Annotated in this window: 24 protein-coding genes; all 24 read right to left on the bottom strand. The window is 46.0% G+C overall.

What is annotated here, in order from left to right; all coding sequences use genetic code 11:
* Positions 1 to 17 precede the first annotated feature (17 nt).
* Positions 18 to 875, bottom strand: a complete 858-nt coding sequence (gene folP / locus NSS67_RS02365) for a dihydropteroate synthase (RefSeq protein ID WP_339318141.1) — start codon at positions 873 to 875, stop codon at positions 18 to 20.
* Positions 872 to 1,753, bottom strand: a complete 882-nt coding sequence (locus NSS67_RS02370; RefSeq protein WP_339318142.1) for an aminotransferase class IV — start codon at positions 1,751 to 1,753, stop codon at positions 872 to 874. Before NSS67_RS02370 ends, folP begins: the two co-directional genes overlap by 4 nt.
* Positions 1,750 to 2,331 (bottom strand): aminodeoxychorismate/anthranilate synthase component II, encoded by a 582-nt coding sequence (gene pabA, locus NSS67_RS02375; RefSeq protein ID WP_339318143.1) that lies wholly within the window; start codon positions 2,329 to 2,331, stop codon positions 1,750 to 1,752. The genes NSS67_RS02370 and pabA overlap by 4 nt, the downstream gene beginning before the upstream one ends.
* Positions 2,328 to 3,872 carry an anthranilate synthase component I family protein gene (locus NSS67_RS02380; protein ID WP_339320486.1) on the bottom strand — a complete coding sequence of 515 codons (1,545 nt, stop codon included), beginning with the start codon at positions 3,870 to 3,872 and terminating at the stop codon, positions 2,328 to 2,330. Before NSS67_RS02380 ends, pabA begins: the two co-directional genes overlap by 4 nt.
* A gap of 884 nt (positions 3,873 to 4,756) precedes the next feature.
* Positions 4,757 to 5,695: a cysteine synthase A gene (gene cysK, locus NSS67_RS02385; RefSeq protein WP_339318144.1), complete on the bottom strand. Its 939-nt coding sequence runs from the start codon at positions 5,693 to 5,695 to the stop codon at positions 4,757 to 4,759.
* Positions 5,696 to 5,876: 181 nt separating this feature from the next.
* Positions 5,877 to 6,815, bottom strand: a complete 939-nt coding sequence (locus tag NSS67_RS02390; RefSeq protein WP_339318145.1) for a peptidylprolyl isomerase — start codon at positions 6,813 to 6,815, stop codon at positions 5,877 to 5,879.
* 8 nt (positions 6,816 to 6,823) lie between these two features.
* Entirely contained in the window at positions 6,824 to 7,708 is an 885-nt protein-coding gene (hslO, locus tag NSS67_RS02395) for an Hsp33 family molecular chaperone HslO (protein ID WP_339318146.1), read from the bottom strand.
* A gap of 47 nt (positions 7,709 to 7,755) precedes the next feature.
* Complete coding sequence (locus tag NSS67_RS02400) at positions 7,756 to 8,523, bottom strand: type III pantothenate kinase (RefSeq protein ID WP_042183892.1); 768 nt, start codon at positions 8,521 to 8,523, stop codon at positions 7,756 to 7,758.
* The gene (gene nadC, locus NSS67_RS02405) at positions 8,520 to 9,395 is read right to left on the bottom strand and encodes a carboxylating nicotinate-nucleotide diphosphorylase (RefSeq protein ID WP_339318147.1); all 876 of its coding nucleotides are present in this window, start codon (positions 9,393 to 9,395) and stop codon (positions 8,520 to 8,522) included. The genes NSS67_RS02400 and nadC overlap by 4 nt, the downstream gene beginning before the upstream one ends.
* Entirely contained in the window at positions 9,385 to 11,001 is a 1,617-nt protein-coding gene (nadB, locus tag NSS67_RS02410; protein WP_339318148.1) for an L-aspartate oxidase, read from the bottom strand. The genes nadC and nadB overlap by 11 nt, the downstream gene beginning before the upstream one ends.
* Before the next feature lie 39 nt (positions 11,002 to 11,040).
* On the bottom strand, positions 11,041 to 11,979 hold the full coding sequence (gene nadA / locus NSS67_RS02415) for a quinolinate synthase NadA (RefSeq protein WP_042183878.1): 939 nt from the start codon (positions 11,977 to 11,979) through the stop codon (positions 11,041 to 11,043).
* A gap of 258 nt (positions 11,980 to 12,237) precedes the next feature.
* Positions 12,238 to 14,292, bottom strand: coding sequence for an ATP-dependent zinc metalloprotease FtsH (gene ftsH / locus NSS67_RS02420; RefSeq protein WP_339318149.1), 2,055 nt, complete (start codon positions 14,290 to 14,292; stop codon positions 12,238 to 12,240).
* A gap of 107 nt (positions 14,293 to 14,399) precedes the next feature.
* Positions 14,400 to 14,939, bottom strand: coding sequence for a hypoxanthine phosphoribosyltransferase (gene hpt / locus NSS67_RS02425; protein ID WP_339318150.1), 540 nt, complete (start codon positions 14,937 to 14,939; stop codon positions 14,400 to 14,402).
* 46 nt (positions 14,940 to 14,985) lie between these two features.
* On the bottom strand, positions 14,986 to 16,428 hold the full coding sequence (gene tilS, locus NSS67_RS02430; protein ID WP_339318151.1) for a tRNA lysidine(34) synthetase TilS: 1,443 nt from the start codon (positions 16,426 to 16,428) through the stop codon (positions 14,986 to 14,988).
* 137 nt (positions 16,429 to 16,565) lie between these two features.
* On the bottom strand, positions 16,566 to 17,510 hold the full coding sequence (locus NSS67_RS02435; RefSeq protein ID WP_339318152.1) for a serine/threonine protein kinase: 945 nt from the start codon (positions 17,508 to 17,510) through the stop codon (positions 16,566 to 16,568).
* Positions 17,494 to 18,237, bottom strand: coding sequence for a VWA domain-containing protein (locus tag NSS67_RS02440; RefSeq protein ID WP_339318153.1), 744 nt, complete (start codon positions 18,235 to 18,237; stop codon positions 17,494 to 17,496). Before NSS67_RS02440 ends, NSS67_RS02435 begins: the two co-directional genes overlap by 17 nt.
* Positions 18,238 to 18,775: 538 nt before the next feature.
* The gene (gene spoIIE / locus NSS67_RS02445; protein WP_339318154.1) at positions 18,776 to 21,283 is read right to left on the bottom strand and encodes a stage II sporulation protein E; all 2,508 of its coding nucleotides are present in this window, start codon (positions 21,281 to 21,283) and stop codon (positions 18,776 to 18,778) included.
* A 343-nt stretch (positions 21,284 to 21,626) separates the two neighbouring features.
* A complete protein-coding gene (locus NSS67_RS02450; protein ID WP_094871998.1) occupies positions 21,627 to 22,130 on the bottom strand; it encodes a S1 domain-containing RNA-binding protein in 504 nt (167 codons plus the stop codon).
* 124 nt (positions 22,131 to 22,254) lie between these two features.
* Positions 22,255 to 22,590, bottom strand: coding sequence for a septum formation initiator family protein (locus tag NSS67_RS02455; RefSeq protein WP_339318155.1), 336 nt, complete (start codon positions 22,588 to 22,590; stop codon positions 22,255 to 22,257).
* A 23-nt stretch (positions 22,591 to 22,613) separates the two neighbouring features.
* Complete coding sequence (gene yabQ, locus NSS67_RS02460) at positions 22,614 to 23,177, bottom strand: spore cortex biosynthesis protein YabQ (protein ID WP_339318156.1); 564 nt, start codon at positions 23,175 to 23,177, stop codon at positions 22,614 to 22,616.
* Positions 23,174 to 23,458: a sporulation protein YabP gene (gene yabP, locus NSS67_RS02465; RefSeq protein ID WP_042123140.1), complete on the bottom strand. Its 285-nt coding sequence runs from the start codon at positions 23,456 to 23,458 to the stop codon at positions 23,174 to 23,176. Before yabP ends, yabQ begins: the two co-directional genes overlap by 4 nt.
* A 169-nt stretch (positions 23,459 to 23,627) precedes the next feature.
* Positions 23,628 to 23,906 carry an RNA-binding S4 domain-containing protein gene (locus tag NSS67_RS02470; protein WP_339318157.1) on the bottom strand — a complete coding sequence of 93 codons (279 nt, stop codon included), beginning with the start codon at positions 23,904 to 23,906 and terminating at the stop codon, positions 23,628 to 23,630.
* Positions 23,906 to 24,178: an HU family DNA-binding protein gene (locus NSS67_RS02475; RefSeq protein WP_036678778.1), complete on the bottom strand. Its 273-nt coding sequence runs from the start codon at positions 24,176 to 24,178 to the stop codon at positions 23,906 to 23,908. The genes NSS67_RS02470 and NSS67_RS02475 overlap by 1 nt, the downstream gene beginning before the upstream one ends.
* A gap of 287 nt (positions 24,179 to 24,465) precedes the next feature.
* Positions 24,466 to 25,965 (bottom strand): nucleoside triphosphate pyrophosphohydrolase, encoded by a 1,500-nt coding sequence (gene mazG / locus NSS67_RS02480; protein WP_339318158.1) that lies wholly within the window; start codon positions 25,963 to 25,965, stop codon positions 24,466 to 24,468.
* Positions 25,966 to 26,121: the final 156 nt, after the last annotated feature.

The raw sequence follows: 26,121 nt of genomic DNA on the forward strand, positions 1-26,121 counted from the left end.
TTTTTTATAAAATATCTTTATTCACGCACCACTGGAGGCGCAGCATACAACATCGCGTCACACATCTTGACCGTTCGGTTAATTAGGGATACATCATGTACGCGTACGATCTGGCAGCCCTGAGCAATACCAAAGGCTACTGTAGCTGCGGTACCTTCCACAACATCATCAGAGGGCAAATCAAGGACCGTCCGGATAAATTTTTTGCGTGAAGTCGCCAGTAACAGTGGATAGCCAAACTCAGTCAACCCGTCCAAAAGCATCATTGCCTGCAAATTTTCATTATAATCCTTAGCAAAGCCGATCCCTGGATCCAAAATGATATTGTATGGCTTCACTCCTGCGGCTAAAGCAAGATCAATACTTTCCTTAAGATCTGCCGACATATCCGCACTTAGATTGGTATACTCACGGTCCTGTCGATTATGCATCAAAATGATGGGACAGTCCGCAGCTGCTGCCACTGCCGCCATTTCCGGATCAGCCTTACAGCCCCATATATCATTAATAATATGAGCACCGGCAGCAATAGCTTGGCGTGCCACTTCAGCTTTGTAGGTATCAATAGATAACGGAATATGCGGTGCCGCTCGATGAATACTCTCGATGACAGGCAATACACGAGCTAACTCCTCTTCAAGCCCCACCGGTTTATGACCAGGACGGGTAGATTCTCCACCAATATCTATAATATCAGCACCGTCTGCGGCCATTTGTAGCGCATGTTCTACTGCTTTTTCCGGATCATCCCAAAGTCCTCCATCTGAAAAAGAATCCGGGGTTACATTCAGGATACCCATAATCAACGTTCGATTTCCCAATTGCAAATCTGTATTCCCACAGCGGTATGTCCGCTTGAATATAGCTGGTCTCATTTCGATATTCCCGTCCTTTCTCCATAGGATAAAATCAAATCCGAAGTCATTCTACCGCAAAGGCCATCGCCTACGGTAAATCTTTTATCTTGTTCCCATAGTGTTGTGACCGGGACAATTTCTTGTACGGAATTGGTAAGAAACACTTCATCCGCGGACAATACCTGCTCCCACCGGTAAGCGCCTTCCTCTACTATGATTCCAGCACTACAAGCCAGCTCCATTACCATTTCCCGGGTAATTCCCGGCAGAATCCCAGTTGAGATATCAGGCGTGTGGAGAATTTTATTTTTTATAAAAAAGATGTTGCTGACAATGCCCTCCGCAATAACATCTTCTGCCGTCAACATCAGTCCTTCAGCACCATTCGCCGCAGAAGCATAACCTCTAAGCTCCCGCTTAGCCAAAATATTATTCATATAGTGCAGCGACTTGAATCGCACAGCCCCCTCAGGAGTGTTACGTCGTAAGGACAATAGCTGCAGATCTTTGCCTTCGCTGTATAGCTTTTCGGATACTTCCGGCAACGCCTTGATGTATAGCAAATGATTGGGTTCACGATAATCCCCCGCTGGTAATCCGAGAATATCCTCCCCAGCTGTTACGGTATAACGTATATAGGCTTCCTTTAATTCATTTTTAACCATAACACGCTGAATCCAGTCCTGCAGATGCTCCGGTTGTGAATCAAATGGAATGCCTAGCTCCTTACAGCCCTCCGCCAAACGGCTCAAATGACGCTCCAGCAAAAAGGGGACTCCCCCATATGTCCGAAAGGTCTCGAACAATCCTATGCCGTACAAAAAACCGTGATCCAAAGCGGAAACCACGGCTTCTCGGGCGTCGATGACACCATTGTTAAATCCTATATATTTCATGCCGTTTCTCCGGCTCTCCGTTTCAAGAAGTTACGCAGCATCGTATGACCATGATCCGTAATAATCGATTCTGGATGGAACTGCACACCTTCGATAGGGTATTCTTTATGGCGAAGTGCCATAATCTCCCCTTCTTCGGTCTCCGCTGTAATCTCTAGACAATCCGGTAGACTCTCCCGCTCTACAATCAAAGAATGATATCGAGTTGCGGTGAAAGGAGACTCCAACCCTTCAAATACCGATGTTCCTTTATGATGAATCGGGGATGTCTTGCCATGCATCAAACGTTCTGCACGAATGACATTGCCACCAAATGCTTGGCCAATCGCCTGATGTCCAAGACATACGCCAAAGATCGGAATGATGCCTTTGAAATGATGCAACAACTCCAAACTAATCCCCGCTTCATTTGGTGTACATGGACCTGGAGAAATTAGAATATGGTCTGGAGCCAGCTTTTCAATCTCTTCAATGGTAATTTCATCGTTGCGGTGTACCTTAACCTCTTCCCCAAGCTCACCTAAATACTGTACGAGGTTATACGTAAAGGAATCATAATTATCGATGACCAAGATCACAGTGTTTCTCCCCCTTCGGCGCCACTGGTAGTTTGGGATTCCTGCTGTAATTCACTACAGAGTACCGCCTTCACTACCGCTTTGGCTTTATTATGGCATTCACGGTATTCACGGTAGGGATCAGAATCGATCACGATGCCCGCACCTGTCTGAATATATCCGACTCCATCCTTTACAGCCAGTGTTCTTATAATAATATTTAATTCCATATTTCCGTTATAGTCAATAAAGCCCATGGATCCTGTATACGGCCCACGCCGAACAGGCTCCAGTTCTTCAATGATTTCCATTGTTCTTACTTTGGGCGCACCTGTAATCGTTCCCCCCGGGAACAAGGCTGCGATGACAGCGTACGCGTCCTTATCTGGCGCGACTCGGCCCTCTACCTGCGAAACGAGATGCATCACATGAGAGTAGCGCTCCACCGTCATCAGCTCAGGCACGCTGACGGACCCGTATGCAGCGACACGTCCGATGTCGTTGCGCTCCAGATCGACAAGCATAATATGCTCGGCGATCTCCTTCTCACTCCCGCGAAGCTCCGCCTCCATGGCGGCGTCCTCCGCGGGAGTTATTCCCCGGCGCCGGGTACCGGCGATTGGCCGTGCGCTCACCTTGTCCCCGTGCAGCTTGACGAGCAGCTCCGGCGAAGCGCTGGATAGCGCGAAGCCGGGCGACCGCAAGAGCCCCATGTACGGGGACGGGTTGAGCCCCCGCAGCCACTCGTAAACATCCTCCGGCGAGGACTTCAGCTGCGCCTCCTGACGCAGCGAGAGGTTCACTTGGAATACATCGCCTTGGCGGATGTATTCCTGAACGTCCATTACTGCCTGCTGAAACTTCTCAGGGGAGAAAGCAGAAGTCATGCCCGGCCACTCTCCTGATGAAACCGTAAGGGCTTCAATGTTAACTGTCGCCTCTTCGGTTAATCCCGAAGCTGTGGTTATCAACTGCCACTGCTCTACCATTCGACCAGCTTGTTCTATAGCACCGAGATAAAGGTTCTGCAAATCCTCCATCCCACATTCTGGTGGAACCGGAACGTGAACAGCACAATAAAGCACATGCTCTTCATGATCATAAATCCATATCTCGTCAAACCTCATAAAGAGATAGTCGGGAAAGCCAGGATCATCTTGTGCAAGAGACGGCAAACGCTCCAATGATCGAACCACATCATAACCCAGAAATCCAATACATCCACCTGTAAATGGAGGAATGCCCTGAACTTTTAGACTTGGCGAGGTGAAGCCTGACATCCATTGCTGTAGTAGCTCCAGCGGCTGACCTAGCAGCGTTGTCACCTCATGTGTACCCTCATCAGCAGTCTGACCCAATGATTCGGGAGAGAGGCTAAATACCTCCGCGCTTTCACCCTTGCCCTTCAATATAGATGCAGGGTTTAAACCTAAGTACGTATAGCGGCCACCCTTGCCACTCTCCAACACTACGGAGTATTGAGAAGCTAATTCCCAGGCCTTCTCCCAGGACGCGGGTAATCCGCCTGTGAACTTGGGTGATTTTATAATCAAGGGGAACATGCTCCAGTCTTCAGCTGCCCATTGTTCCCACTCATGCCATGTCGTTATGATTTCCAAAGCCATCCTCCTAAAAGTTTTATGGAGCAAATACTTCTCTGAACTTACATCGCAATAAAACTTGCTTCGTAAGCATATGCTTAGTTTTGTCTAGCATAATCTTACGGTTTAATCTTCAGGACAAAACTTACTTCGTAAGCATTCGCTTAGTTTTGTCTAGTATTCAATTATTATTAATCATCTGTAGTATATTGCCTGTCAGTATACTGTACTTAAGGCATTATTGAAAAGCCCCCAGCTATAGGAAATTATTATAACTTTTGAGTGCTCAGTGAAAACCATAGCATTTTTCAAAAATAAACATTCATCCGTAATTCTGTACCCTATCCATGTACTCCCTTCGTAGTGAGATTCCATACGGACCGTATGGACCTTAATTCCGGTAAATGAGCACATATATCAGGGTTAACGGACCGTATTGCACTTATTGCCTTATAACAAGCCCATTTCCGGGTGATTTTCGACGAATAGCGGCGCTGGTGTCCGTTAGTTCCACTAAAACATGCACTTAGGAGGATATAAGGTCTACTCCGTCCGTTATACATCCCAAAGTAGTGGGCGGATCATTAAAAATAGGATTCCCCATTACCACAAGTTGAATATTGGCGCATCCCGTGAATCCATTTCGCATTCGTTTTAAGATGTTCGGCTCCATGACTTTACTGGTGCAGAAAATAAAAATGAGGTGATCGCATATCCTTCACCTCATTTTTATAAATTCTATACTGTTAAGAATTAAAGACGATAAACGTTTCTCGTAAAAAAGAGTCTCCATCACCACTGGAAAAGTGGTATGAAGACTCTTATAAGTTCGTTATTGCAAACAATTACGCTTCGAAATTGTAAAGTGGGGTGCTCAGGTAACGTTCACCATTACTTGGGATAATGACAACTACCTTTTTGCCAGGGCCCAGGTCTTTAGCGACTTTAAGTGCTGCAAATACTGCTGCACCTGAAGAAATACCAGACAAGACACCTTCTTCTTTAGCTACACGACGTGCAGTTTCGAATGCTTCATCGTTCTCAACATGGATGATCTCGTCATAAATGTCTTGATTCAGAATCTCAGGAATGAAGTTAGCACCGATACCCTGAATTTTGTGAGGGCCTGGCTTGCCTCCTGCCAAGATTGGAGAAGCAGCTGGTTCCACAGCATAGATCTTCACGTCAGGATATTTGCTCTTCAGCACTTCGCCTGCTCCCGTGATCGTTCCACCCGTTCCGATACCTGCGATAAATGCATCTAGTGGTCCACCAATGGATTCAATAGCATCAATGATTTCAGGTCCAGTAGTCTCACGGTGGATCTTCACATTCGCTTTGTTCTTGAATTGCTCAGATGGAAAATAGCTTGGGTTCTCTTTCAGAATTTCGTCGGCTTTCTTAACCGCACCATTCATGCCTTCCGATCCTGGAGTCAGTACCAATTCCGCTCCGTATGCACGAAGTAGATTGCGGCGCTCCAAGCTCATGGTTTCTGGCATTACAATTACTGCCTTATAACCTTTAGCTGCAGCTACAAGTGCCAAGCCAATACCAGTGTTGCCACTAGTCGCTTCTACAATTGTGCCTCCTGGTTTCAGTAGACCTTCACGTTCAGCTTCTTCCACGATGCTGATTGCGATACGGTCTTTCACGCTTGATCCCGGATTCTGATATTCCAATTTCAAATAAATTTCTGCGGAGCCTTCCTGTGCCAGACGATTCAAACGAACGAGCGGAGTACCACCGATCAATTCTGTTACGTTGTTAACGACTTTAGCCATGAGCAAAAACCTCCTTAGAATGATAAATGCGATATAAGAACGTAAATTGTGACTTTACTCTTCTGTAGTGTGGGTCCCTATTAGGCAGTAATAACTGCTATAAAGGGGTATGGATATTCGACCACCGTTAGTTATTTCCGACTAAAACGGTAGGTTTTACGTTAATATCATATTATCAATCTTACAGGCTGTTGTCAATATTTATTGATACATCGTATTTGGTACGCAAATCACCCTCCACTTGTTGTAGAGGTGGTGCTTGCTCCAAAGCCAGCTCTTGACGTATCAGCGCCCGGATTTCCTTCTGTTCCGGAATAGCTGGAGAGTGAATACTCTCTAGTCGAATGATAGCGAAGTCGTCCTCCGCCTGAATCGGACCTGCTATATCACCCGCATCCAAATTAGCAGCCGTCTTAAGCAGCTCCTCGGGCCAAAAAGGATCGTCTTCCTCTACCTTACCCAAGCTTCCACCTTGCTGCCGACTCTCTTCATCAATGGACACTTCCCTAGCCAAATCAGCAAAATCCTCGCCCTGCTCCAAGCGATCCATCACTTGCTCTCCCTCATCATAGGATGAAACCTTAATCATGGAGAGCTCCAATACTTTTTTCGGAGTGAACCGCTCAGCATTCTGATCTAAATAAGTATCGATATCAGCTTCTTTAATCGTAATACCAACTGTAGCTATCGCTTGCAAGGTCAGACGATAAGCCGTCTCTGCGAACACTTCCTGACGAGATAATCCCAACTGAGACTGCATTTGCGCATAATACTGCTCTTCCGATCCGTATCCAACCATAGTTCGTGCAAGTTCCTGCTCAACCTCATCGTCTGACACGGTAATCCCCAGAGCCTTTGCTTCCATATCCACAACAATATGATTGAGCATTCCAACTAGCACTTCATGGCCATGCTTTTTTTTGAGTTCATCCATCCACTGCTTATCTGTTATCGGTTGTCCGCCTGCAGTCGCTATCTCCGGTGTTTCATTCTCTGCTGTATCTCCTTTAAGAAGGGCCATAGCGCGTAAACTCCAGAATAATAGACCTCCGAGCATTAAAGAGGCAACAGTCAGAATAACAACCGTATTGCGAAGTGCACGTTCTTGTCTCGTCATCATCCGATGCCCTACGAAATCGCTTGTTCTAAAATGACCTGTAATTCGTCTTTATTAAAAACATAAGCCTCGTTGCAAAAATGACATACAACTTCAGCCTGTTCATCTTCTGCAATTAATCTCTCCAGTTCATCTTGCCCTAAGCTAACCAATGTCTGCTCAACCCGCTCACGCGAACATTGACAAGCAAAGTTAATATCCAGTTCATCCATAACCACCGCATCGGGCAAAAGGAAACGCAGCATTTCTTCTGGCTCCAGACCCTGATCGAGAATTGCTGTTACGGAAGGCATAGCCCCCACAGCCTTTTCAATCTCAGTAATCTCCGCATCCATAAGTCCAGGAAGAAGTTGCACGATAAAGCCCCCGGCAACGATCACCGACTCATCGGTATCAACCAATACACCTAGACCAACCGCTGCTGGCGTTTGCTCAGAAACAGCAAAATAATAAGTCAAATCATCGCCAAGCTCTCCGGAGATAATAGGAATGCTACCTCGATAAGGCTCTTTCATCCCTAAATCTTTTATAACATCAATAAACCCTTCAGTTCCCACTGCTCCAGCTACGTCCAGTTTCCCCATGCTATTGCTCGGTAAATGAATGTGCGGATTATGCACATAACCGCGCACTTCCCCTAATGCATTGGACTCGGCAACGATTTGTCCAATCGGTCCATTGCCTTTAACCATAATACTCAGCTTCTCACTACCTTTGAGCATAGCCCCCATCATGGCTGCAGCGGTAACTGTACGTCCTAGCGCGGCTGTAGCCGTCGGATACGTATCATGTCTGCTCCGCAATTCCTCGACCAATTCTGTTGTGCGGACAGCAAACGCTCTCACTTTACCATTCATAGCCGTTCCACGGATAAGTCGATCCTTCTTTTTCTCCATTGGGTGCATAGCCCTCCTATCTCTTCGCCCTTTAGGCTTCTTTATCTTTATTGGTTACGGTCATAAATAATTCGTAAACCTTCTAGTGTTAACATAGGATTTACTTCGTCGATACAGTCTGTCTCACCCGCGATTAGCGAAGCGAGGCCTCCGGTAGAAATAACCTTCAGCTCCGGAGCGTTCATCTCGATTTTGATGCGCTTAACGATTCCCTCAACCTGACCTGCATACCCAAAAATAATACCGGCCTGCATAGCGTGAACCGTATTACGTCCGATAACCTTTTTAGGCTTCTCTAATTCAATTCGTGGTAGCTTGGATGCTCGCTGATATAAGGCCTCTGTAGAAATCACAAGGCCCGGAACAATCGCTCCTCCGAGATAATTAGCTCCTGCATCGATACAGTCGAAGGTCGTAGCCGTACCAAAATCAACAACAACAAGCGGACATTTATATTGTTCAATCGCAGCAACTGCATTAACAATCCGGTCTGCGCCAATCTCACGCGGATTCTCATAGCGAAGATTAAGCCCCGTTTTTATCCCTGGTCCCACGAGCAACGGATCTTTGCCTATATATTTTATACACATATCCACGATAGTCTTAACCAGGGGTGGAACTACCGAGGATATAATTACACCTTCCACATCTTTAACAGAGATCCCTGACATCTGAAAAAGATTGTGTATCAGTACTCCATACTCATCCACGGTTGATTGGCGCGCAGTGCTTAGCCGAAAATGATGCAACAATTCGCGCTTTCTGTATACACCGAGAACAATATTGGTATTACCGACATCAACAGCAAGCATCATGACGAGGATCCTTCCTTCTTGGCATTAAGGTCTAGACTAATATCCAGACTGGAGAAGGAGTACGTAAGACGTCCTACAGAAATCACATCCACACCCGTTTCTGCAATCCCGCGAACCGTTTCTAACGAAACATTGCCGGAGGCCTCTGTCTTGACATGTGGAGCTTTAGCCTTAATCCTAGCCACGGCTTGCTTCATCATCTCGTTAGACATATTATCAAGCATAATAATATCAGCACCTGCTGCCAGCGCCTCTTCCACTTGCTCTAAATTCTCAGTCTCTACTTCAATGCTCATCGTATGTGGAATGTTCTTCCGAGCACGACCTACAGCCTGCCGAATACCACCTGCACCTTTAATATGATTGTCCTTGATCATAACCGCATCATATAGACCAAAGCGGTGATTAAAGCCCCCACCAATACGAACCGCATATTTCTCCAGCATACGATGTCCTGGTGTTGTCTTACGTGTATCCACTAGCCGAGTCGGTAATCCATCAAGCACCTGCACGAAAGATGCCGTACGTGATGCTACACCAGAAAGGCGCTGCATCAAGTTGAGTGCCAACCGTTCACCTGTTAAAATTGCGTGTGTGCTGCCTTCCACCTCAATAATTACAGTCCCTTTTGTCACTGCCTGACCTTCTTCTACAAGGGCTGTAAAGCTAAGCGTAGGATCAACAATTTCAAAAACCAGCTCTGCGATTGGGATGCCACAAATGATGCCGTCTTCCTTAGCATGAATAATCCCCTTGGACTCATGGCCGACTGGAATCGTCATTTGTGTTGTTATATCCCCGGAACCAACATCTTCCCGCAGCCAAGCCTTGATGGATTGCACTAGCTCTTCATTGTAACCATTAAACATCATCGCTTAATTCCTCCACTATTCCCAGTTCCCGAATTTGAAGCAGGTGCTTACGCCACTGATCATCGCTTCGCTGCGGATAATCCTCACGGTAATGCGCCCCGCGACTCTCTTCCCGTGCTATAGCAGACTCTGTCACGAGCAAGCAGCAGGTCAGCATATTAGCGAACTCGTATTCCTCACGTTTAGTCAATACTGATCCAAAGATGGGTAGCTGACGTTTTAATTCCTCTATTCCCTTAGATAAGGTCTCTTCATTACGACGTAATCCAGCATACCGAACCATTACCTTTTGCAGCTTCAAACGGCGTTCCACAATAGCTTGAGTTGACGAATCAACACGTCCTTCGTTGCTGCTAACTGATAAAACATCACGTCCAAGCGGGGATAATGTGCGAATCCGCTCAATAATGCGATGCCCGAAAACAACCGCCTCTGATAAAGAATTGCTTGCTAATCGGTTAGCCCCATGTACGCCTGTGGAAGATACCTCCCCGCAAGCAAATAAGCGAGGGACCGTACTCTCCCCATTCAGATCGGTCTTAATTCCCCCCATCATATAATGCGCAGCAGGCGCCACTGGGATCCAATCACTTGTAATATCCAGTCCATAGCCCATACATGTTTCATGGATTGTAGGGAAACGATGCTTCACCATTTCTGGGGATTCATGCGTAATATCCAAGTAGACAAATGTTGACTTAGTAAGTTCCATTTCACTTACAATAGCCCTAGCTACAATATCTCGTGGGGCCAGCTCAAGTAGCTCATGATAACGATCCATGAACCGCTCTCCATTAATATTGCGCAATACTGCCCCTTCTCCACGAACAGCTTCGGAGATTAAGAATCTAGGAGCTCCAGGGTAACTCAATGCTGTAGGATGAAATTGAATAAATTCCATATCTCGTATATGAGCACCAGCTCGATAAGCTATGGCTACACCATCGCCAGTAGCTACTTCAGGATTTGTAGTGTATCTATATAATTGTCCTGCTCCACCAGAGCATAAAATAGTCGCATCCCCTTGCAGGAATAATCGTCCACCGCCGGGACGCTGCAGTAATACGCCTACACATTCTCCACCTTCAGTGATGAGATCAATGACATAATGATCATCCCACACCTCAATATTCTCATGTTCAGCTACCTGTTCAGCCAAAGCACGAACAATCTCATAACCTGTAGCATCTCCATTAGCATGCAAAATACGACGGTGGCTATGCGCTCCTTCCTGCGTCAAAGCCAGTACCCCATCTTCCTTGTCAAAAAGAGTGCCTAAACCAATTAACTCATGAACTCTATCTGGCCCTTCATTAACAAGTGCATCGACAGCTGTTGATGAGCAAAGACCTGCTCCAGCCATTAGGGTATCCTGCCGGTGGTATGCAGGGGAATCATCCTCCGCTATAACAGCTGCGATCCCCCCTTGCGCATAGCGAGTATTACTCTCCATTACTGATTTCTTTGTGATCATTATGACACGCCGATCTTCACTAGCTTTAATAGCCGTGAATAATCCAGCAATCCCTGAACCGATAACGATACAATCTGTCTTTTCTTTAGGAATATCCCGAAGATCAAAATCAACCAAATATTGTGGAATCATGACCGCTTTTCACCTGTTTCAAAGAAAGAGTAGCGCATACTACCGGACTTGTAGCATGCGCTCTAGGGATGTTCTGGCTTTGTCGGCGACAGCAGGCGGTACATAGATTTGTGGCTTCATCGTCTCCAGGCATTTCACCAGTTTTTTTAGATTGTTAACTTTCATATTAGGACAAACAAGAAATTTCGTAGCAAAATGGAATTCTTTATCTGGACTATCCTTGCGGAGCTGATATCCTGTACCGTCCTCGGTCCCAACGATAAACTGCTTGCGGTCCGATTTTCGGCAATATTCAAGAATGGATGTCGTACTACCTACATAATCACCCATGGCCACTACTTCTGGACGACACTCTGGATGAACTACAAATTCTGCTTCTGGGTATTTCGCTCTCATTTCAACTACATCTTTAACAGTCAACATGTCGTGAGTATTGCAATAGCCTTCCCAAATGATCAGCTTTTTGCCGGTCTGATCTTGTACGTATTGGCCCAGATTCTTATCGGGTACCCAAATAATTTCTTCAGCATCAAGGGATTCAATTACTTTCACGGCATTGGCAGAAGTACAGCAAATATCAGTTTCCGCTTTAATCTCTGCAGACGAGTTGATATAAGTAACCACTTTAGCATTTGGATGTTGTGCTTTGAGCTTACGCAAACCGTCTACATTGACCATATCAGCCATTGGGCAGCCTGCGCGTTCATCAGGAATAAGGACGGTTTTGTTTGGGGCAAGAATTTTAGCACTTTCCCCCATGAAATGAACACCGCAGAATACAATAACCTCTGCATCTGTCTCCGCAGCCTTCTGAGCGAGTAAAAAAGAATCTCCCCGGAAATCGGCAACCTCCTGAATTTCATCACGTTGATAATAATGAGCTAAAATGATTGCGTTTCTTTCCTTCTTAAGCTGTTCAAGACGTATACGAAGTTCTCGATTCTGTTCCTGCTTGCGCTCAAGTGCCAGAGCTTCCACCGATTGTTCTCCCCCTTAAATCTTCACGGCTTTACGCCGGCGCGATGTTATCAAATGGCATGAGCCATCATCTGAAAAAATGAATTAGCTGATGATTAAAGTAAGTAATATTAATCACTAATGTACACAACGTTCCAGCCGCTGTCAATGTGACTGGACAGGCTTTCAGGCATGAAATTAACTAAAAATTAAAATAAAAAATCCGGAGAACAGTTACGTTCTCCGGATAAATTTACATCTTATGAATAGTGAGCCTGCTTACGTAAGGCTAGTTCCGCCGCCTTTATTGTCATCATCAGATCCTTCATTACCCTCAGATTCAGGTTTGTTCGGGATTTCCTTAGATAAGTTCGGAGGCAGGGACTCAATGTCTTCGGACTTGCCTTGAATGCGAACACGCACATCACCGATATTATCAATGACTGGTTCACCAACTTCAAGTGCAACGCCTTCGCCGCCCTCAGGTTTACCATCCTCGGAAAGGAATCCTTGTTCAATCAGTTCTTTGATCTGATCAAGTTCAAGTGTTTCCTTCTCAAGTAACGTATTGGCAATCAAGTGCATTTCTTTAGAGTATTTGAGCAACAGCTCTTTACAACGTTCGTAGCTCGAAGTAATAAAGTTCTGCATTTCTTGATCAATCTCATAAGCAATGGAATCACTGTAATTCTGCTCATGCCCAATATCGCGACCCAGGAATACTTGACCTTGAGAAGAGCCGAACTGCATAGGTCCAAGCTTATCGCTCATTCCGTACTCCATAATCATGGCACGCACGATGCGCGTAGCCTGTTGGAAGTCACTGTATGCGCCCGTACCGATCTCGCCAATAAACAATTCCTCGGCGACACGTCCACCAAGTAATCCAGTTACTTTATCCAATAGCTCCTGCTTGGTAACGATCATGCGGTCTTCCTTCGGAAGCATAATAACATATCCGCCTGCACGTCCGCGTGGAATAATAGTAACTTTATGAACCATGTCGGCATGCTCTAGGAAGTAACCAGCTATAGTATGACCTGCTTCATGATAAGCTACAATGCGTTTCTCGCGGTCACTGATCACTCGACTACGTTTCTCAGTACCTACAATAACACGGTCGATAGCTTCATCCACTTCAACCATGGAAATATCCTTACGGTTACGACGTGCAGCTAGCAACGCTGCTTCATTTAGCAGGTTCTCTAGATCAGCACCTGTGAATCCAGTTGTGCGTTTTGCAACAACATCCAGTCTTACATCTTTCGTAAGCGGCTTGTTACGAGCGTGAACCTTAAGTACAGCTTCACGGCCTTTCACATCAGGGCGGTCAACCGTAATTTGACGGTCAAAACGTCCTGGACGGAGTAATGCAGGATCAAGAATATCAGCGCGGTTAGTTGCCGCAACAATAATAATGCCTTCGTTACCACCGAATCCATCCATCTCAACCAGCAATTGGTTAAGCGTCTGTTCACGCTCGTCATGTCCGCCACCAAGACCGGCGCCACGTTGACGACCCACAGCATCAATTTCATCAATGAAGATAATACATGGAGCATTCTTCTTAGCATTCTCGAACAAATCACGTACCCGAGAAGCACCGACACCCACGAACATTTCCACAAAATCAGAACCGGAAATACTGAAGAAAGGAACGCCCGCTTCACCTGCTACTGCACGAGCTAGCAATGTTTTACCTGTTCCCGGAGGACCTACAAGCAGTACGCCTTTAGGGATACGTGCACCGACAGCCGCAAATTTGCGCGGATCTTTCAGGAACTCAACGACTTCGACAAGCTCTTGCTTCTCTTCATCCGCCCCTGCAACATCCTCAAAGCTGATTTTCTTCTTCTCTTCATTATATAACCGAGCCTTGCTCTTGCCGAAGTTCATGACTTTACCGCCGCCACCTTGCGCCTGGTTAAACAGGAAGAAGAACAAGATGAACATAATTACCAGTGGGATAATGGAAGAAAGGAATGTTATCCAAATGCTAGTACCTTCCATCTTCTTCTGAGTTAACTCTATCCCATTTGCATCACTGGCTGCAATCAGTTCATTAATAGCTTGATCTGTAGGAGGAATATATGTGGAGAAGCTCTTCGATTTAGTATCGGCAGGCAACTCTCTATATTCGCCTGTGACCAAAAAGGCATTACCCTCAAACTGAACCGTCAAATCCTTCACATTGTTGCTCTTGATCTCCTGCCGTAACTCGTCGTATCTAGGGAAATCGGCGGCTTCATTTCCATTGCTCACAAACTGGACAATACCCACCACGACTAAAAATAAAATCAAATAAAAACCAGAATTCCGGATGAACCGATTCATCCCCTACCTCCTCTCGCAACACTCAAGTTATTGTACCATAGCCTCTTGGGACACCTCAAATAAAGGAAGCCAAGGGTGCCCGATCCGTATGATCAAGGCAGAATAGTTCAATTGGAATAAATCTCAGGCTTCAGTACTCCAACATATGGGAGGTTCCGATACCGCTCAGCATAATCCAATCCGTAGCCTACTACAAATTCGTCTGGCAACACGAAGCCTGTATAGCTGGCTTCAAGATTAACCGTACGGCCTGATGGCTTATCAAACAAGGTAACCACAGAGATAGTAGCAGCATTACGGTTGCGGAGCAGCTCAATCAAATAGCTGAGCGTAAGGCCACTGTCAATAATATCTTCAACGATCAAGATATCGCGGCCTTCTACCGATACATCCAAATCCTTAATAATCTTAACTACTCCAGAGGACTTGGTGGATGCTCCATAGCTGGACACTGCCATGAAATCCATCTCAACAGGTACTGTAATGGCTTTAACCAAATCTGCCATAAATATAAACGCGCCTTTTAGTACACAAATGACTAAAGGGGTACGTCCTGCGTATTCTTCGCTCAGTGTTTGGCCGAGCTCCTTAATTTTCTGCTGAAGTTCCTCTTCGGTGATCAAGACTTCTTGAATATCATTTTGCAACTTGCGAAACCTCCTAAGTTATACTATGAAAGACTTACTTCGACCATTACGTTTCTTCACGGTCATCCAGCTCTGCCAGAGACAATAGAAGTACCGAGGTCGTGTGCCGCCCTACTGCGGCATGCATCGAGCGTCTTACGCCCGGAATCCAGACGATATTGCCCAAACCATCACAAACGAGGGGGATCTTTGAGCGATCAGAAGCAGGTATTTTATCATCAATATAAATATCTTTTACCTTTTTGCTTCCGTTTAATCCCATGATCCTTATGGTATCTCCAGGCAATCGGGAACGAATCGTCAGTGGAAAGACCAATTCATCACGGTCAAACCAAGCCGACAGCTTCCCATAATCCTCCCCCTGTACAAAAAAGTTTTCTCTCTCCAGCACCGCTATCGACATCACCTTACCTATTTCCTCCAATTTAAGCTCAGAGTCCGGTAAAAACAGACGATATGTATAGCTTGCCTGTTGCTGCGCGGGCTTGGACGAGAACAAGATGATATCATATTGCCGCACACAAGTCAGGCCTCCACCTAAATCCAAACTCCAGGTGGTGGGATAGCTTTGCAGCGTCCCCCGACGTACAGATTCAATCTTGGAGAAATCAAGGGCAGATAGATCCGCCGACAGATAATTTAATATTAGTTTAATCAAACGCCGTTGTAAAGCGGAGGGTATGGCCGCAAATGAAGCTCTGTTAAAGGTATATTTCCCTTCTCCTTCCGAAACCAGCTCTTCAAAGCATTTTACCGCAGATGCCTCCATATATTCATCCTCAGCTCCCGCAATTTCCGCAAGCTGCACAAGTGACTGCCTCACTCTGCCGTTATACCTTTCCAGAAAAGGAAGAACTTCCAATCGAATAGCATTCCGCTTGTATTTCGTCAGCAGATTAGTAGCGTCCTCGGCATAGGTGAAACCTTCATTTTGACATAACCCAAGAAGAGCCGTTTTGTTAATACGTAGGAATGGACGAATGAGTTCCACCTTTTTTTCTGTTCTTTTCCACTTGATACCGGACAACCCCGATAAACCGCTTCCCCGCAATAGACGCATAATCACCGTTTCTGCCTGATCATCCGCATGGTGAGCCAGAGCAACGGAACGCGCCCCATATCGGTGTGCGGTATCAATCAGAAATTCGTAGCGCTTCTCACGTGCTGTCCCCTCAGGACCGAGTCCACTCTCTCTAATCAAAGAAGGAATATCGAATTCGGCTAACTCAAAAGGCAGTCCCAGTTCTTCAGCCATACCACGTACTAGCTCTGCCTCTTCCTTCGACTCCGGTCTAAATCCGTGATTCACATGAGCGCATATTAAGGTAAGCGGCATAACGTTTAAAGATATTTCATGCAAAACATGCAAAAGAGCCACAGAATCCGGGCCGCCGGAAACTGCGACTACAATGGTGTCATGGGGCGCCCACAGCTCATGCTCGGCTGCTGACTCCAATACAGACTCCACCAGTCCATTCATTTGCTCCATATGCGGCCCCCTTTCTCTCCAACTATATGTATGAGTCAAGCTAAAACGGCTTCATCGTCCTTTTAAGGACGGTAAGCGTTTATACGAGATTTATAAGGATAATGTATAGCGTAAAACTTTATACTTTCTTATAATTTTCAAAAACGGAATACCCAATAAATCGTAAAGGCAAGCACAAACAAGGATAATGCAAAAGCATTTTTGAGCCAGCGAGGTGTGTCCATACTGTCAGGCCGCTTTCTACGCGAATTGTAAATATGGTTTCGCCAGACTTCAGCAGCATCCGCTGAACCGGAAAATCCGCCTTTTAACGCCAAACAAATCCAAGAGGATAATTTCTTATCGGGTAGATTTCTAGCCAGCTTAAACAGCTCATCTACACTTCTTGTCTGCGGCAACTGTAGAGCAGCTTTCTTGAGCCCCTCTTCATTGAGAAGACGTAGGCACAGTACAGCAAAAGCGAATAGATCATAACTCTCATCACTCGTGCGGCTGCCTGCATTCCAAAAGCCACGGTCATGCCATTCGGTAAATTGCTTCACACTGCGACCTTTAGGGCTTGCACCTCCAAAATCGATCAGCTCCACTTTACCGTAATTGGACACCATCACATTCTCCGGCTTTAAGTCTCCAAACACAAATCCACATTCATGCAATGTGCGTAGCTTATCGAGAAGACCAAGACCTACCAGGCCTAGCCAATCCGGTCCGTTCTTTGATAGAAAATGATGCAAGGGCTTGCCTTCAACATACCGCATGACATAAAAGGGTACGTTGTTACCATTCGCAAAATCATCCGCTTCCAGAAAATAAGAAGATAATGGTGACTCGCGCCTAGCACGATGTTCATTGCGCTTACGACGCGATTGCAGCGACGTCAGTACATTGATCTCCGATTGGAGATCAAGTGTATCGTATCCGATTTTTAGCGCGTACCATTCCCGTCTGCCTTCTCTTTGCACGAGATATACGGTTCCGTTCGCGCCCCTTCCCAGCATCCGCTCCACGACATAACGGTTTCCACGCCATTTGCCGGTAATTAAGGTGCCGGTAGGATAGGACGGATTAGACGACATACCCACCAATCATCCCTTCTCTTTCGTCGTGGTCATCCACTCGGCGTCCACGATGTTCATCCAGTGTATCATAACGATAATGTTCAAGCACCTTGAAAATAGCTGGACCCGTCGGTGTTGCGCCTCTCATGTTTAATTTGGAGAATAGCGTACGAATACCTGACATATCTTTGGTCCAATCTAAATCAAGCCTAGCATCTTCGCTGCTGTTATTTCCGGGAAAATGAAACACAGCAATCTCACTCTTGCCTTCTCTGGCTTCCAGACTGAGCGCCAAATCACGAATCGCATCTTCCACAGCACCCAGTTTAGGCTTCATACTAGCACTTGCATCGATAAGGAGCGCAATGCGTAGCGGCGATGTTTCTGTTAGTTCATCCACAACTGTAACGACTTGTGATCGTTGAACAGGAGGTAGCTGATCCAGCGAACCTTCGCCTAGTATCTTTTTTACCTCTTTATTAACCGCCTGCTGGATCGTCTGAACCACAGTCTTGCGTGTCATCATCTGGATCGTCTGCGCCAGCTGCGGTGTCCCAACTATACGGCTAAGACCCCCACCGGCCTTAGCGATGTCAGCTATTTCCCGACTCCCAAGCTCCCCAATCGTTCCATAATCGACTACACCAACTACGTTTACGGTAATTCCCTCCTGCAGGGCATGCGCCGCTGCCATCACCGGACTTTCCCCTACGTTTGAACAACCGTCAGTAATGAGCAATATCTGCTTCATGACTCTCCACTCCCCTTTGTTTGAAACCTCTGTTTCTAGCATATCCAGATTAAGAGATTTCAAACGTCGTATTCCGGTGGGAGGAATCTATGATCTGAACTGTGGGGGGATAGTGAATAGGGGAACTGCGAGAATTGTTGGGCTTTCGATCGCTGTTATTCTTTGATTTCTCTATTAAAACCGTCCTCTGCGGTTGAAATCAAAGAATAAAGGCGAACGCTCCGCTTCTACAGCTCCAACATTCTCTCCGTTCCGTCCTTTCACTTTTTGTAAACAGTTTAGATCTAAAGATTCCGTCCCAAGTCAGCCGACCATTGAAACGGGAGTAATAGGGGGGGCGAGTTACTTAATAGACTCGCCTCGATAGCTTGCTGGCAGCACGAAGCACGGCGCTTCGCACGTGCTTAAACCCTCAACAGTATGGCACCTCGCAGGCAACTCGATACTTCGTGCGTGCTACAAACATATACAAGCATCACGACGCTTCGCGCGTGCTAAAACGTACATGCAACACGACGCTTCGCGCGTGCCCAACCATCTAACTAACCGTACGAGGACGCTCCATACGGCCGACACCCGGCATATGCAGGCTAGACCATTCCGGATGGAAATGATCTACACGACTAACGACAATCGTCATATCATCATGGATCTCATTGCCCTGATAACGGATTACCTTATCTAACAGGCTATCCGCCATATCTTGAGGATCATCCCCCTCAAGCTCTTGGATCAACCGTTTCATCCATATCTCCTTATTAACGGCATATCCAGGCGCATCATAAATACCATCGGTCATCATAATCAAAATATCGCCCGCCCGAAGCTGCATGCTAATCAGGTCCACATCGATATCTTTAATGATTCCTATAGGCAGATTACTAGAGGTTATTGGAATGACCTCACTGCCCCTCCGAATAAAGCTCGGTGCGGAAGCAATCTTCATAAAAGTTGTCTGTGCCGAATACTGATCAATTAACGCCATATCTACTGTGGCATAGAATTCATCTGGAGAACGTAATAAGAGAATAGAGTTTACCGACTTCACAGCCAGCTTCTCATCCATACCAGATTGCAGTAGCTTTTCTAACATACCGAGTGCGGCACTGCTCTCCATCCTCGCCCGCTCACCATTTCCCATTCCATCGCTAATGGATACGGCAAAGGTGCCATTTCCAAGCTCTACGGTGCTAAAGCTATCACCAGATAGCATATCTCCACCTTTAGAGACAACCGCCACCCCAGTATTTACTTCAAAGGCTTTAGCTGAACCGAAGGTAACCATCGACAATCCTTCCCGAGGATGAACTGCCGTCTCGCTCATGACAGCAATATTCTCATCTAGAATGTCAGAGAGGAGTGGAGCGATCATTTTACGGCATTCATCAAAACCACGAGTATAGGCATGCACCACCTCTATTTCTACACGCCCAGGATCCAGACTTAAGATTTCGATACCATGGATAGACAAGCCTAATTTCTCCAATGTCTCACGGATTTGAGCTTCCTGACGATACATGGCCTGTCCCTCACGTTTAATCTCCCTCGCTAAGTCCTCCATAACCTGTGATACGCCGGATAGCTGCTCGGCAACAAATTGACGACTATCGTATATTTGTCTTTTCCATCGCATATCATGTTGGTAAAGATCATATTGTCCTTTCATAACATCAAGTACTTCGCCGGTTTTACCGCAAATCCGGCTCCATTCTGGAGGCAACTGAGCTGCCGTAATATCAGGGCATTCCTCAACAGTAGTCATCATATCGGTCATATACCTATACGTTTGATAGAATTTTGCATCCCAGCAGTGAGAACGCCGAACGCACCCTGCACAGGCTCCTTCTGTTACCGTATTCATGAAATCTTCCATTTCACGGTCTGACTTCCCCACTTCTCCAGCACGTGGGATCTGCCCAAAGCTACTCGAGAGTTGCTGGAACACTTGTGAGAATTGTGTCACTCGTTCCGCCGTTAAATCCCTTACTCGTCGCGCATATTCATGTTGAGATCGGCTATGATCTGACGTGCCCGGAACATATTTAGCAATGGCAGATATCATCGCCTTCGGCGTTATAAGAAATAGTACTACCGCTACGCAGGTCTCCCATGTTGAGGCCATCATATCACCCGGACCCGTAAAATATACAGAAAGGATCGTAGATCCTAGCAACATACCGATAGATACTGCACCTTTTCGACCACTCTGCATCATTCCCGCTAGCATTCCGGAAAAAGCAAGCAGGCTCATCTGATAGATGGCACTGATATCAGCCAAGCTGAGAATCAATCCGGTCACAACCCCAACAGCAGCACCAAGAGGAGCCCCCCCTGCCATGGCGAAGAGTAGAATCAAATATCGTGACAATATATGCTCCAAAGACAAACCATTAAGGGTCCAACCCACAAGGCCCGTCATTACTGAGGCAAGTAATATAATAAGGCATAGAATCTCCTCGTTCCTAAGCGCTCTACTCTTTTGCTTATAGGTTAGTAGAGGCAGCGCCTGAATGAACACCAGTGTAAGCACAAAGCCTAGTAAAGCATCTAGTGTTGTCATCATAAGTGGATACCAAGAAAGAGAAGGTCCAATAACGATCTGGAACAGGCCAACCATAAACGAAGACACAAACACCATAAGCGGCGCATAAGACAAATCTATTCGTTCATAGCTTTCCAATCCTTTATAAACTAGAAAGAAAATAATCAGCTCAGCAGTAATAACCAAAGCCCCTGGGAATGGAGTAAAAAGACTTCCAGCTACAATGGCAGCAGCTACAGGTACAATAGAGTCGCGACGCATAAACACAATGACGGCAAAGTATGCGGCAGCAAAAGGAGACAGTTCGTCCAAGATCATGGCTCTACCTAGCAGAAACCCCATGAAACTGAGCAAAAGCATCCATTTCTTCGCTGCAATTAACTGAACATACCGCCGCTTCTGGCCCCAAGCTGTAATACGCGTGCGTAAGGCTTGTCTCTGCTTCTTATCTTCATTTCCCACTCTTGTCCACTCTGGCAAATTTACCACGTTGCTTTTACTCATTCCCCTACACCACCCGTTTAAGAATTTATGCTACTCATTATATAGCCGGGTATTTGAGAAAGTTTGTCAGAAATGGAGGGACACACACAAGAAATTTCCGACAAAAAAGCCTTTAGCTATGATCTCTAAAAAAGCAGTTCTATCCCTTGTGGGACGGTAGGTTGATTGGTTTCAAGATTGTTTGCAACGCGGTTTCACGCGATGACGCGGCGGTCATTCGTCAGCGATTGCCCTAGAGTTATGTGAGAATGACATGGATGCTGTCGGCAATTTTATATGACATGACAAAAAAACCGCAAGGGCGAAATGCCCCTGCGGTTATTTATGATGTACAGGTATCGGATTACACGCGTTTGGCTCCACGGCCTCCGCGCTTTCCTTCTGTGTTCTTCTTAATCGAAGATATCCGTTCTTCGCTGTCTTTCAGGAATCGCGACATTTTATCCTCGAATGAAGGTTTACCGGCTGCAGGCTTAAATGGACGCCCACCCCGTTCACGATTGAATCCACCGCCGCCTCCACCACCACTGCCGCCACCGCCGCCGAAACGGTCTCCGCCGCTAGGACGTTCTGGTCTTGGAGCTCTAGGCGGACGTACTTCCGATGCCGGCTTGTCAACTGCCTGCTTAATGGAAAGTCCGATCTTGCCGTCCTTATCGACGTTGATCACCTTGACTGTTACTACATCACTAATCTTCAGATGATCGTTAACATCCTTGACATAATTATCGGCGATTTCCGAGATGTGAACGAGACCTGTGACACCTCCTGACAGATCCACAAATGCTCCGAAATGCGTGATGCCTGTCACTTTGCCTTCTAACTTGGTGCCCACTTCAATTGCCATAGAATAAAATGATCCTCCCTTAAAAATATACAGACGAATATTAAGGTCATCCTGTCTGCGGTGATTTGATTATACAGTAAAGAGCAAAGCAAGGCAACAGAGTAAAAGCCTCTTTTAGCCTCTATTATTGCTCTGATTGCTCTGTTCGAATAGGAGTTTCCCCTTGAGGATAGATATTGTACCATTTACGTGCTAATTGGCCGATATACTCGTCATCATTAAGTCTGGATAATTCATATTTTAATTGATTCAAAGATGCCATAACATCCTTACTATTCTCCTGCTTCTTAGCGAGTTGCTCACCCTTGTCCGCAATAACAGCGCTTTGATCGAAGTAAGTATAACCCGCCCAGCCGAAAAACACTGCCACAAAGACAATCCACATAAATCTTCTTCTCTTCGCGCCTGCGGCCGAATTTTTGCTATGATTACTTTTCTCTTCCGCAGTAAATCTGTTCATGCAGCGTACCCCCTAATTCAAGGTCAGCGTTTCCGCCATTTGGTGATCCATTCAGTGATCTTCACAATCCAGGCGCTATGTGTCACCCGCGATAACCGTGGAGAGATCCATCTTACAGGTAATACCCAAATTGGCTTCGTCAGACGCAGCAGAAGCTTAAGGATGAACCATAGAATACGACCTAGCAGTTTTAGCAATCCTATAAAAAGACGCCAAAGCCAGCGAAGAGGTGTACCTATTAAGATCTCCACAAGTCTCCATAGCAACCTGCACATATACTGAACCGCTTGAATTAACATTAACACAAAACGCCGCACCGTAACACTGAAGATTAAAAAATAGATCCATACACCTAGAAATAAACCTAGAAAGACATAAAATCGTAGTTGCCCTTGATTTCCGGCATACAGCATACGAAATACAAGCAAAGCAGCCCCAAGCCAATATAGTAGATCTAGCATAGCATTCAGCCATTTGGGAAAATTGAACTTCAGCGACAGCACCCGGTAGCTGTCATAGGCCAGTCCCATCGTCACCCCGGCCATGATCATGTAGAACAGCGTCACCCACTGAACTGCAGGATTCATTTAAATAGCTTACCGAGTAGACCTTTGTTTTTGCCCTGCGATCCGGGATCGAGATAAATCAGGGAATGTACATTGCCCTCTAAGGACAACATTCCGTTCTCCAGACTTAAATTTTTGATATGTAAATGATTCCCGCGAATGGTGAGATGGCCGAGTTCTGTACGAAGCAAAAATTCCTCGCTGTCGAAGCTCTCCACATTTTGCACGCCCGTCAACTCTAATTGCTTACGACTGCGCATGTGCAGATCGTGCTGTTTATTTACCTTTCCTGGCTCGATCATAGCATGTACCCCTCCTTCTTACCTCTAATCTATGGCAGAAGTAGAAGATATAGAACATCCCGTCCCTCTAAAAAATAAGAGAGACAAAAAAGAAAAAAGAAGGCACAACTCTACATAATGTAAAGTTATGCCTTCTTCTATTAAAATATTTTTGCTTGCTATAATACTCTTACCAGTCCAGTCCGCTGCTTTTGGCAACAGGCTCTTCCCGAAGTAGAGTATACATACCAGCGGCCTCGTCCTTGCGAGTCGTTTCGACCAGCTTTTCTACTTGGACCGTTACAAGCTTTTGTCCAAATTGTACAGTAATCTCGTCACCGATCTTAACTGCACTACTTGGCTTAGATTCCCGCCCGTTAATTAGCACCCGACCTTGTTCGGACACATCCTTGGCCACTGTACGGCGCTTAATTAAACGAGACACTTTCAGGAATTTGTCAAGACGCATTAGTTAACGGCTTCTTTAAGCTTGTTACCAGCTTTGAAAGCCGGTACAGTCGATTCTGGAATTTCAATCGTTGTGCCCGTTTGCGGGTTGCGACCAGTGCGTCCTGCACGTTTGCGAGTTTCAAAAGTTCCGAAACCGATCAGTTGGACTTTATCACCTTTTGCCAAAGCTTCTGTAATCTCACCCAAGAACCCGTTCAATACTGCTTCTACATCTTTTTTTGCCAATCCGTTTTTCTCGGAAATGTTGTTTACCAAATCTGTCTTGTTCATAATTTAAAGTTCCTCCTAGGATACGAAAAAATAAATGAAACGAGAATCACCACCAGAATATGGGGCAAATCGCCATTTCGTCTTTATGATATTCTTGATGTCAGCTTAAAATCCTGCCACGATTCGCCGTTTTTTTTAAAAAGAAACAGTTATTTCTCAGAAATCGTCGCTAAATCTATTCTATAGCACTATTAAACTATTCGCCACAATCTAAATCAGAGATGAATACTACATTCACAGCATTGCCCCATTTTGAAGTCCATATACCGCTAGGGGGCTATGAATTGCTAGCCTTTTCGCTCCTCAGCCTTAGCTTCTTGCCACAGTTCTTCCATCTCTTCCAAACTACTATCCTCTACGCTCTTTCCTTTACGCTGCAGGCTTTGCTCAATATATTGAAACCGGCGCACGAATTTGCGGTTGGTCCGGGTTAATGCCTCTTCTGGATCTGCACCGATAAAACGGGCGACATTCGTAACCGCGAACAACAAATCTCCAAGTTCTAAAATTTGATCGTCTGACGCTGCATTTGTATCAATCGCCTCCTGAAGCTCATCGATCTCTTCACGAATCTTGGCTATGCAGTCCTTGGCGTTATCCCAGTCAAAGCCCACCTTCGATGCTTTTTTCTGAAGCTTGTACGCCTTCATAAGGGCAGGCAAATCACGTGGAACACCACTGAGTACGGATAATTCCTCTGGCTTCACGCCTTTACGCCGCTTCTCCTCTGCCTTCATGCCCTCCCAGTTCTTCAGAGCCTCTTCAGCATCATTCGCATTGGTATCCCCAAATACGTGGGGGTGACGGAAGATAAGCTTATCATTCAGCCCTTCTATAACGTCAAAAACACTAAATGTGCCAAGCTCCTCCTCCATTTGAGAGTGAAGCATAATCTGCAGCAAAAGGTCGCCCAGCTCCTCTTTCATATGGTCCGGGTCATCTTCATCAATCGTTTCAAGGACTTCGTAGGTTTCTTCGATTAGATTTTTGCGCAAGGATTCATGTGTCTGCTCCCGATCCCATGGACAACCTTCCGGACTACGCAAAATATCGACAATTTCATGTAAACGGGCAAAGGTGCGGTTTCTTAGCTTCTCGTCGCGATTCGCGGGCACATAGACCAGTGACAGATTTCCATAACCGTTGAGACGATCCAGTTCATATAGCGGTACTTTAACAATACTTTCTTCGTTCTCCACGCCTAGTGCATGACCCACAACTACTTCATACTCTGGCGGGTAGAGCTCCATCAGACATAATTTCGTCTCCGAGGCGGTAAAGCTATCGTACACCTGGCCAATCAGGGTATGCAGTTCAGGCTGAAGCTGAGCGCTGCGAATACCAGAAGCATCTAATAACTGAAATCCTTCGATGGGATCAAAACCTAGCCGAACAAACGCCTCATCGAGAAAGCTCTCTCCGCCCAATATTTGCAGTTCAATGCCTTCCTCAGGGCAACGCTCGCGCAGCTGCGAAACCGCTGATTCCGCAACCATAGGATGACCGGGAACCGCATAGACAATATCTGTACCGTCTGCTGCTGATCGAGCCTCTTCAATTAATTTTGAAGTAATCGCTGCATAGACCTCAGGAAACGAGGATAAAGATTCATACAATCCATCAAAGGACTGTGAAGCTATTTCAAGCTCGGAGAGGGCAGCCATGACTGGATGCTCTTTCGTACGCACGTAGACAACGGATGCTGCTTTCAGCTTTTTTACAATCCCTAGCGTCAGTCGATCAGGGTTACCTGACCCGAGACCGACGACTGTTAATGTTGCACTCATGTCTATTCCTCCTCTTAAGCGGCTGCCTATGCTGTAGGCAGCTCGTTTTTGTTAACGTACCAGAAAGTATATATTTGGAACCCCCGCAAAGTACCTGAGTACACTTCTAAGAAGAAACGACGTTGTCGTCTTTTAAAGACGATAACTGTTTCTCGT

It is taken from the genome of Paenibacillus sp. FSL R10-2734 (genome assembly GCF_037963865.1).
Classification (GTDB): Bacteria; Bacillota; Bacilli; order Paenibacillales; family Paenibacillaceae; genus Paenibacillus_AQ.